Origin of the sequence: Peribacillus sp. NPDC058002, assembly GCF_042886655.1 — a bacterium.
Lineage (GTDB): Bacteria > Bacillota > Bacilli > Bacillales > DSM-1321 > Peribacillus > Peribacillus aracenensis.
In genome coordinates this window covers 1-8,753 of record NZ_JBHVQU010000155.1, presented here as the reverse complement: position 1 = coordinate 8,753, position 8,753 = coordinate 1, and the positions used below count along the sequence as shown (strand labels likewise).

7 protein-coding genes and 1 pseudogene are annotated in these 8,753 nt (G+C 37.7%); 4 read left to right on the top strand and 4 right to left on the bottom strand.

Features of this window, described 5'->3' with window-relative positions:
• Positions 1 to 534 precede the first annotated feature (534 nt).
• Positions 535 to 2,154 (bottom strand): ABC-F family ATP-binding cassette domain-containing protein, encoded by a 1,620-nt coding sequence (locus ACFVSH_RS19650; protein WP_260286431.1) that lies wholly within the window; start codon positions 2,152 to 2,154, stop codon positions 535 to 537.
• A 337-nt stretch (positions 2,155 to 2,491) separates the two neighbouring features.
• On the opposite strand from ACFVSH_RS19650, the gene ACFVSH_RS19645 reads away from it, so the two are divergent.
• On the top strand, positions 2,492 to 2,893 hold the full coding sequence (locus tag ACFVSH_RS19645; RefSeq protein WP_387599268.1) for an RDD family protein: 402 nt from the start codon (positions 2,492 to 2,494) through the stop codon (positions 2,891 to 2,893).
• A gap of 408 nt (positions 2,894 to 3,301) precedes the next feature.
• Here the strand turns inward: ACFVSH_RS19645 and ACFVSH_RS19640 are convergent, their stop codons facing one another.
• Positions 3,302 to 3,541, bottom strand: coding sequence for a ribbon-helix-helix domain-containing protein (locus ACFVSH_RS19640; protein ID WP_387599265.1), 240 nt, complete (start codon positions 3,539 to 3,541; stop codon positions 3,302 to 3,304).
• A 1,075-nt stretch (positions 3,542 to 4,616) separates the two neighbouring features.
• Between ACFVSH_RS19640 and ACFVSH_RS19635 the strand changes: the two genes are divergently transcribed.
• Entirely contained in the window at positions 4,617 to 6,875 is a 2,259-nt protein-coding gene (locus ACFVSH_RS19635; RefSeq protein WP_483878308.1) for a HelD family protein, read from the top strand.
• 39 nt (positions 6,876 to 6,914) lie between these two features.
• Here ACFVSH_RS19635 and ACFVSH_RS19630 read toward each other — a convergent pair whose 3' ends face one another.
• Positions 6,915 to 7,436, bottom strand: coding sequence for a GNAT family N-acetyltransferase (locus ACFVSH_RS19630; RefSeq protein WP_387599259.1), 522 nt, complete (start codon positions 7,434 to 7,436; stop codon positions 6,915 to 6,917).
• 141 nt (positions 7,437 to 7,577) lie between these two features.
• Here ACFVSH_RS19630 and ACFVSH_RS19625 point away from each other — a divergent pair, with 141 nt between their 5' ends.
• Together ACFVSH_RS19625 and ACFVSH_RS19620 are read left to right on the top strand one after the other, a co-directional pair.
• Positions 7,578 to 7,769: a hypothetical protein gene (locus tag ACFVSH_RS19625; RefSeq protein ID WP_230303418.1), complete on the top strand. Its 192-nt coding sequence runs from the start codon at positions 7,578 to 7,580 to the stop codon at positions 7,767 to 7,769.
• A 77-nt stretch (positions 7,770 to 7,846) separates the two neighbouring features.
• Positions 7,847 to 8,260, top strand: coding sequence for a hypothetical protein (locus tag ACFVSH_RS19620; protein WP_260286436.1), 414 nt, complete (start codon positions 7,847 to 7,849; stop codon positions 8,258 to 8,260).
• Positions 8,261 to 8,353: 93 nt separating this feature from the next.
• Here the strand turns inward: ACFVSH_RS19620 and ACFVSH_RS19615 are convergent.
• A pseudogene (locus ACFVSH_RS19615) lies at positions 8,354 to 8,753 on the bottom strand (hydrolase); the annotation flags it as partial.

Here is an 8,753-nt window from a genome sequence, read left to right as displayed (position 1 = left end):
GTTATATGCTCTTACCTTTTTTTTGAATAGTGCTCGTTTAAAAAAGGCAGGATCAGTTTATCTGGCTTTTTATACTTAACATAGATGTTCGTGATCCGCGGTTTTCAAGTAATTTATCATCTTTTGTTTTTGGTGGGAATAATGAAAGCAATTAAAATAAAAGGAAAAGTCGTCAAAAAAAAGAGGATTTTTATCATCGAATCCATAGGAATCTAAAAAATCCGAGATTGTTTTTTCTTGATCCACTAAGTCGAACAATCCGGATACATAAAAATGATAACTGAATTTATCATATAAAAAAAGGTATCCTGTATCATCAAAAATATTTTTCACTGTATGAGCATCCAATTCTAACTCACTCCTTCCTTATCAATATACCTTTTTATCGATGAAATTATTCAGTGCCCATCTTTCGGGAAATATTATTATATTTAATGCAGCGTGTTTTTTATACCTTCAATACATGAATAAATGGAGCAGAAGAATCGGGAACGAAAAAAGCACATCCAATAAGGATGTGCTTTCATAAAAGCATTATTTGTACATTTCGGCTACTTGCTTTTGCAATTCGCTATTATCAAGGTATTCATCATAACTCATTTGCTTATCGACTGTACCTTTTGGTGTAAGTTCAATGATCCGGTTCGCTACAGTTTGGATGAACTGATGGTCATGGGAAGAGAAGATCATAGATCCTTTAAAGCTGATCAAACCGTTGTTCAATGCCGTAATCGACTCTAAGTCCAGATGGTTGGTAGGTTCATCAAGCATTAGGACGTTCGAACCGCTTAACATCATTTTGGAAAGCATACAGCGGACTTTTTCGCCCCCTGAAAGTACGCTTGCCTTTTTCGTTACTTCATCGCCAGAAAATAGCATTCTGCCTAAGAAACCGCGAAGGAAGCTTTCGCTCTGGTCATTAGGAGAATATTGACGGAGCCAATCGACAAGATTTAAATCGACACCTTCAAAGAATTCAGCATTATCCTTAGGGAAGTATGCCTGGGATGTCGTAACGCCCCATTTGAATGAGCCGCTATCCGGTTCAATTTCACCTGCCAAGATTTTGAACATTGTTGTTTTAGCAATCTCATCTTTACCGACAAATGCAATCTTGTCGCCTTTATTCATCGTGAAGCTGACGTTATCCAATATTTTTACACCATCGATCGTTTTCGAGAGTCCGTCTACACGAAGCAGGTCATTCCCGATTTCACGATCAGGTGTAAAGCCGACATATGGGTAGCGGCGCGAAGAAGGCTCGATGTCATCCAAGCTGATTTTATCCAATAATTTCTTACGGGATGTCGCCTGGCTCGATTTCGATGCATTGGCACTGAAGCGCGCGATGAAATTTTGTAGCTCTTTGATTTTTTCTTCCTTTTTCTTATTGGCATCTTGAGTCAGTTTAAGGGCAAGCTGGCTTGATTCATACCAGAAGTCATAGTTCCCGATATAAATTTTGATTTTACCGAAATCAAGATCCGCGATATGTGTACAAACTTTGTTAAGGAAGTAACGGTCATGGGAAACTACGATAACAGTGTTTTCAAAGTTGATCAAGAACTCTTCCAGCCATTTGATCGCTTTTAGGTCCAAGTGGTTGGTAGGCTCATCCAGTAATAGAACATCCGGTTTACCGAATAGTGCCTGGGCAAGCAATACTTTAACTTTGTCGCCACCAGTTAACTCAGCCATTTTCTTTGTATGCAGGTCTTCTGCAATGCCAAGGCCTTTTAAGAGGATTGAAGCTTCAGGTTCGGCTTCCCATCCGTTTAATTCGGCAAATTCACCTTCAAGTTCGGCCGCTTTCATTCCGTCTTCATCCGTGAAGTTTTCCTTCATATAGATGGCATCTTTTTCTTGCATGACTTCATATAATCTTTCATGTCCCATAATGACAACTTTAAGGACTTCTTCCTCTTCATAAGCGAAGTGATCTTGTTTTAGAACGGCAAGGCGTTCGCCAGGCCCCATATGGACATCGCCGGATTGCGCTTCAATTTCACCTGAAAGGATTTTTAAGAAAGTGGATTTACCCGCACCATTCGCCCCAATCAGGCCATAGCAGTTACCAGGCGTGAACTTTATATTAACATCTTCAAAAAGTTTACGATCGCCATAGCGTAAACCAACATTATTTACTGTAATCATTTATTTACATTCCTCCAAAATACTTTTGTTTCAACGTGTCCAACACTTTGTTTCATTAGTTATACGCTGATTCATACAAACAGCAGTTTCCAATAATTTTTAAATGCCGTTCGTTAAATTGTATCTTATTTCTTATGAAAATTAAAGGCAGATTAGCAAAAACAAACGTTTATAAGCAAAAATTACACAAGGATTAAATTTTATTTTAAAATTGTAGCATTTTAAAGTATGTTTTATTTTTTTAACAAAAATAATTATAGGCATAAAGACTCATTACGCATCAACCTTTTAATTGGTAATATAGGTAACTGTAACTAACACGATAGGAGGATCATAAATGAGTGATTCAGTAGGTTTTTGGAAACGTTTTTTGGCAGGATTATTGGATGGAATAATAGTATCTTTACCATTAGCGATAATTTTCGGGTTGATTACTGGAGATTGGGAAAATGAAAACTACTCAACGTTCTTCGACTTTCTTTACATGCTGCTTGTCCCGATATTATGGTATGGCTATACAGTAGGTAAACGGATTATGGGAATACGCATAGTAAGGATGGACGGCAAAAAGTTAGGAATCGGCACAATGCTATTGAGGTATTTAGTTGCTGCTTTGGTTTACGCAATTACATTGGGGATAGGGTTTATTGTTAGTGCATTCATGGTCGGCCTAAGGAAAGACAATAGAGCGATACATGATTTCATAGCTGGTACATACGTGACATCAAATAAACCATGATTCATTGATAAGAGTTTAATAGCTGATTCAGACTGTAGGCAAACTTGGGGATCAAGTTTGTCTATAGTTTTTTGAGGGTTTGTAAAAATTCAAACGTCGATTGGAACGGAGGGCACTCGCTTGTACGAACTATTCTATGCGGGAGTCTCCAATCAAATTTATATAACATTTAGATAGCCATCCTTTTGAAAAGCAGCTAATAGCTGCTATTTTTCTGCGTAATTACATATTCAAACCGACATGATTTTTTCGGGAACCCTACAGGGTATCTTCATCAAATATGAAGGGGATTTTGCTGAATGCTTTATAGGGGATATTTTTAAGAAATATTATATTGGAAACCACGATAGAATATTTATTCATTAAAACAGTGGCAGTTAGGAAGCAAAAAGCACTTCACCTATATGGTCAAGTGCTTTGGTTATTCAAAACCTCTTTATTTTGATTGATGATGATTTTATTTCTTAAGATCATTTCCTTATTATTAAGTCCAACATTCAGTTCTTTGGTATTATTCACCTTTTCCAGCAGTGACGCTACAGATATTTCCAATAGTTCGGAGATAGGCATATTTGTTTTGGATGATAAAATTTCAAGTTCATGGATTAGTTTAGGGGATAGCATTGGTTGTCTTTCATTTATTTCCATGACAGTACCCACTTTCTTAAAAAAAAATTTAATTGTAATGTAAGTATATAATGGGAGTTTCCAATAAAAATATTAAATTAGCGTTATTTATGTTAAGAGATGATGACAATTGTAGAGGAAAGGTATAATCGAGTACTTTATCCTAATGGAAGTGCTGGGTCATTCCAGAGAATCATGAGGGCCATAGCCAAGAGACTTGATTAGTTATAGCCGTAGGACAAACATTAAAATATTTTTAGTCAGACCCTATCTGAAAAAATGTATCTTGAAGTAAATTCCTTTCCGAATAAAGGTATGTCATCCCCTGCAGTCCATTGGGATATCCCAATCCAACATACCAATGATGATGCCAAACGCCCGGTCGCAGCTATACCCGCCCAAATTGTATCTTTCTATGATCTCCGCCCCTTTTACCTGGGCCACCTTTATTTGATTGAATTTCTTTTCACTGGACGGCTTTCATGGATAAGAAAAAGTCAATTAAAGCGTGCATCACAGACATAACTACGCTAATGATTAATCCAATGGCGGCAAAGTGCCTGAATTAAGCCTTTCCTAATATATAAATAAAATGACAAGTAAGACGAGTGGTATGGTTGCCCCTAATTCATGCAATATCAGGGTTTGCCTATTGCTAACAATGGAAACTGCTGTGCGGTCTTATAGGAGCTTTGATAGGGGAGGGGGCATTTGTTTTTTGATATACATAAATTCATTGCATATCATTATGTATAAAGAGGATAGTATAATTGTCATTAACTAATTGCATCGGATCATGTGATATCCAACTGATGAAATGGAAATAAACTTCCCATTCCCAGAATGGTAAAAAAAGCATTCAATGATTTTCCTACTGGAAGTTTGAATGTTCCTTCATAAGTCAACATATTATAGCAAAATCCAAGCTGGAATTATTAGCGCATTCTACAAATTATATGAAGTATCAGGGAAGGTGAAATTTCAACTATATAATTCTATGTCTCCAGATTTGTCAACCATTGGCTTTTCTGATAGTATAAATGTCCATTTCGTCTTAGCATCGGCATGAGTATGATAACTAAATAAGGAAGGGGAGGTGGTTTCATTGGGTAATCACCCTGATTTTGAACAGGAACGGCAGCGGCTGGATTTTACGAAACGTTATATCGATGTAGTCATCAAAACATCAGAAACAAGCAAAGATCAGTTTCAGCGGAATATGCAAGAAGCTTTTGGCGATGCCGATTGGTCTGAATCGGGCTTATATTCACAGTTACTGACGACGGCCAACTTTTTTGAGATGTCCAAAACCGAACTTGAAAGTTTACGCAAAGCAAGTAAAAAGCCCTATTTTGCAAGAGTGGATTTTGAAAGGAATGACGGTGATAGAGGCGAAGTCCTTTATTTCGGAAAAACATCGCTTTATCAGAGGGAAAGCCAGGAGCAGATCATCGTCGATTGGCGATCGCCGATTGCAAACCTCTATTATGAGGGACGGATTGGTGAAATAGAATATGAAGCCGAAGGAGAGACATTCAGCGGGAATATCACTTTAAAAAGACAGTTAATGATCGAAGAAGGTTTCTTGGAGAAGATAAGGGACATTGATTTGACAACAACGGATGAATTATTGCAAGAATCCCTTTCCAAAAGTTCCAGCAATCGACTGACAGATATCATTACCACGATCCAGGAAGAACAAAATAAAATCATTCGTGCGGATTTGAATAAACCAATCATTGTCCAAGGCGCAGCTGGCAGTGGTAAAACTACAATTGCTTTACATAGGATCTCTTATTTCATTTATCACTATAAAGACCTGTTCGATCCGCGCCAATTAATGATCCTTGCTCCGAGCCGGGTTTTCATTGATTACATATCTGAAGCTTTACCTGAATTGGGTGTAGAAAAGGTAAAACAATTCACATTTTCCGAATATGTTCAGGCAGCGATAGGAAAGCGGGTGAAGCTTGTAGCTGATGATAAATTAACTCGATTGCTGGAAAAGGATGATGAAGAAATTAATTCAGCCGTCTGGATATCAGGTCTGAAGGGCTCCCCTGTCTTTAAATATATATTGGACGAATATGTAAAGGATATTTTCAGGGGTTTCCACCCTAATGCTGATTTTTATTGTGATAAATATCGCCTCTATTCCGCTAAGAAGTTCATTAGATTATTGGAAGAGGATTATTGGTATTTACCATTATACAGCAGGCTGGACAAACTGAAGGCCATTTTACAAAATGAAGTGAAATTGAAAAAGAAAATAATGCTTGAACGTGTTGTTGATCTTTATGATGCCAAAATTGAGAAAGCTCTCTATAGAAATATTGATCCAGTCATTCGTAAGGATTTTATTACAAAATGCCTCGATAAAAAGGAGGAAAGGATTGGTCAGATCCAAAAGGCGATCCGTACTTCCGTAAAAGGGTATTTTAAGCAATTCAAAAGTAAAGATCTCCTGGATTACTATAAGGGGTTATACGAAGATCCGGAGCGTCTTGCCTCTTACAGCAACGGTAAACTCACTGTTGAAGATGCCAGTGTATTATGTGAGTATAATCATAAATTATTTTCTGTTAAAAGTTACGAGCTGGAGGACTTAGGAGCATTATTATATCTTCAGGAGCGGCTTTTTGGTGTCGATAAAGAAAACAAAGCAAAAAATGTCGTCATTGATGAGGCACAGGATTACAGCTTCATGCAGTTACAGGCACTAAAGACGGCAGTGGATACCGATATGTTCACACTTGTAGGCGATCTTGCACAAGGCATCCATTCATACCGCGGACTTCAAACATGGGAAGAGGTTCACAGTCGTATTTTCCCTCGGGCAACGTATACTGAATTACAAAAAAGCTACAGAACAACTGTTGAAATAATGAAACAAGCTAATGAAATACTTCAGTTGTTAACATATGATTTCCCGGAAGTTGAACCTGTAGTCCGTCATGGCAAAGATCCAGAATTCATTTCCATTGAAAAGGAAGGTTGGGAAGAAGAACTTTTCGAACTTATTGCAAGCCTTAAAGAAGAAGGATTTAAAACGTTTGCCGTTATTGCTAAAACGATGAAAGATTGCAAACTGGCTAACGAGAAACTAAAGGGATTCCATCAAGGCTTTCATTTAATAGATGAAGCTGGAAACATCCCTAAAGATAAAACGTTGATTGTTCCTTCCTATCAAGCCAAAGGTCTCGAATTCGATGTCGTTTTTGCAATATCCCTGGAAGAAGCGTATTGCCATGGAAATGAACTTGATATCAAATTGCTGTACGTAACAATGACAAGGCCATTGCACAGGCTTTATTTTTTAGGTAATGAGAAAAATGCTTTCCTTATCGAGACATGAAAGAGAGGGTGGAGTGTAACCACCCTCTTCGGGATACGATTACAAATGCAAAAGGATATCCTGAATATCTTCCCACCCGAAACCGACTTCGATGAGCTCGATGCCTGCCATTTTAACGGTTTTTTCAGCTATCACTTGACCGCCAAGGGCTTTGTAAAAACCGCATGAAGGATTATCCTTTAATGCCCAGATTATTAAATTCTTATGTCCCATTTCAATAAGCTCATGTATGACCGCTTTTATCATTTTTCGGCCGAGTCCCTGTCGTTGATATTCTTTTAAAAAATAAATGGCATATACTTCACCTTGAATATGCGGATCATTCGTTTGTTCAGGCCCGCCGGCAGCGAAACCGATAATTTCCCCATTGGCGTTTTCCGCTACAAAGGTGGCATTATGCAGCATCTTTAAATTTCTTAGCCAGTTTTTCTTTTTGGCTTCCAGATTCATGGAGGACAAATATTGGTCCGGGAGGATTCCTTTATAAGTCGTTTTCCAGCTGTTAATATGGACATTTGCTATTCCAATTACATCTTTTTCTTTGGCTTTCCTTATCTTCATGAAAACACCTTCTGATTTTCGTATTTTTCCCTAGAATATCATGGAAAAAGTGAATAAGCATTTTATTTATGTTTAAAACTGCATGAGAAAGGATAAGAAATAAAAGAGTGATTCAACCAGATGAGGGGAAGGATGAGAAAGATGAAATTGAAAGTTAGTTTTTATTTTCCGGGTGGCAAAGAGCTAGAGCATGAGGTTGAAGGCGATGACTCAACTCAAATGATTTCAAATATTCAAAAGCACCGCTATTATAATTTAGTTAAAGGCGATTGCCATTATGTCGTAGATACGGAAAAAGCAGCTTATTTTTCAGTAACGGAATTATTGGATTGAGAATAAACCGCATTGGACTTTTGTTCCATTGCGGTTTATTCTTTTTGTTGTAAGGAAACCGGAAAAGGAGTATCGACATGAAAATCAATTTTACCAAGAAACAGTATGAGACATTATTCAAAATGGTTCAGTACGGATATTGGGTTGCTTCCGATACTGAAAATAATAAAGAGTTCAGTGAAGTGGAACAGTATCTCAATTCCTTTGCCAAAGATTTCGGCATGGAAGGTGTCCAGTTTGTGAAGGAATATGAAATTTATGATATAAGCAGGGAATTGGAGGAGCAACTTCATGAAGTCATAAATGAGTATGAAGAAGGAGTGTTCAGGGATAAGCTTGCATACCATTTGGCTAGAAAAGAGTTTGCCGAGGAGTCGGAAAAACATGAATACAATCAGGAGGAGGCGTTTAAACGGATCATGGAGCTTGAAGAAAAATATCATCTTCATATTGAAGAACACGGATTAGTGAAATTGAAAATTGAAGAATAAAAAGAGAGAGGACATAGTTTGTCCTCTTTTTTCTCATGAGAAGTCATGATTTCCTTGTTCATCACGAACGACTTCAACCACTACGCAAAGGTTTTATACACCAAGATTATGGCCTAATTTTTCAACTGTGTATTGGTAAAATGCAATTAAGTCATTTTGTGACGCAAAACCTGCTTGTGCAGTCTGTTCGTTCCCTCCGCCTTTCCCGTTATAAGAACCGAGTTCGGCCCTGAAATATTGTCCGCAGTGAAAGGGCATGGCCCCACTGTGCGAAAGGATGACCTTTTGCTCCTTAAGTGATGCTAATAATACGGTAACCTTTTCCTTTTTTACAATCGTACCTGCAAGGTAAAGCAGTTCCTTCATTGATCTATCTTCGAAAATATGAGAGATGAATCCCCCTGCATTTTCTGCAAGCAGGGAGTCAGCAAGAAAATTTGCATTTTCAAGTTTTAAGTTTTCATTAGCCGATAGTAACTGCTTATAGTCATTC

Bases quoted from the DNA above. Each gene is read 5' to 3' on its own strand.
- ACFVSH_RS19620 (WP_260286436.1), top strand. From the start codon at position 7,847: ATGAAAATCAATTTTACCAAGAAACAGTATGAGACATTATTCAAAATG.
- ACFVSH_RS19645 (WP_387599268.1), top strand. From the start codon at position 2,492: ATGAGTGATTCAGTAGGTTTTTGGAAACGTTTTTTGGCAGGATTATTG.
- ACFVSH_RS19630 (WP_387599259.1), bottom strand. From the start codon at position 7,436: ATGAAGATAAGGAAAGCCAAAGAAAAAGATGTAATTGGAATAGCAAAT.
- ACFVSH_RS19625 (WP_230303418.1), top strand. From the start codon at position 7,578: ATGAAATTGAAAGTTAGTTTTTATTTTCCGGGTGGCAAAGAGCTAGAG.
- ACFVSH_RS19640 (WP_387599265.1), bottom strand. From the start codon at position 3,541: ATGGAAATAAATGAAAGACAACCAATGCTATCCCCTAAACTAATCCAT.
- ACFVSH_RS19650 (WP_260286431.1), bottom strand. From the start codon at position 2,154: ATGATTACAGTAAATAATGTTGGTTTACGCTATGGCGATCGTAAACTT.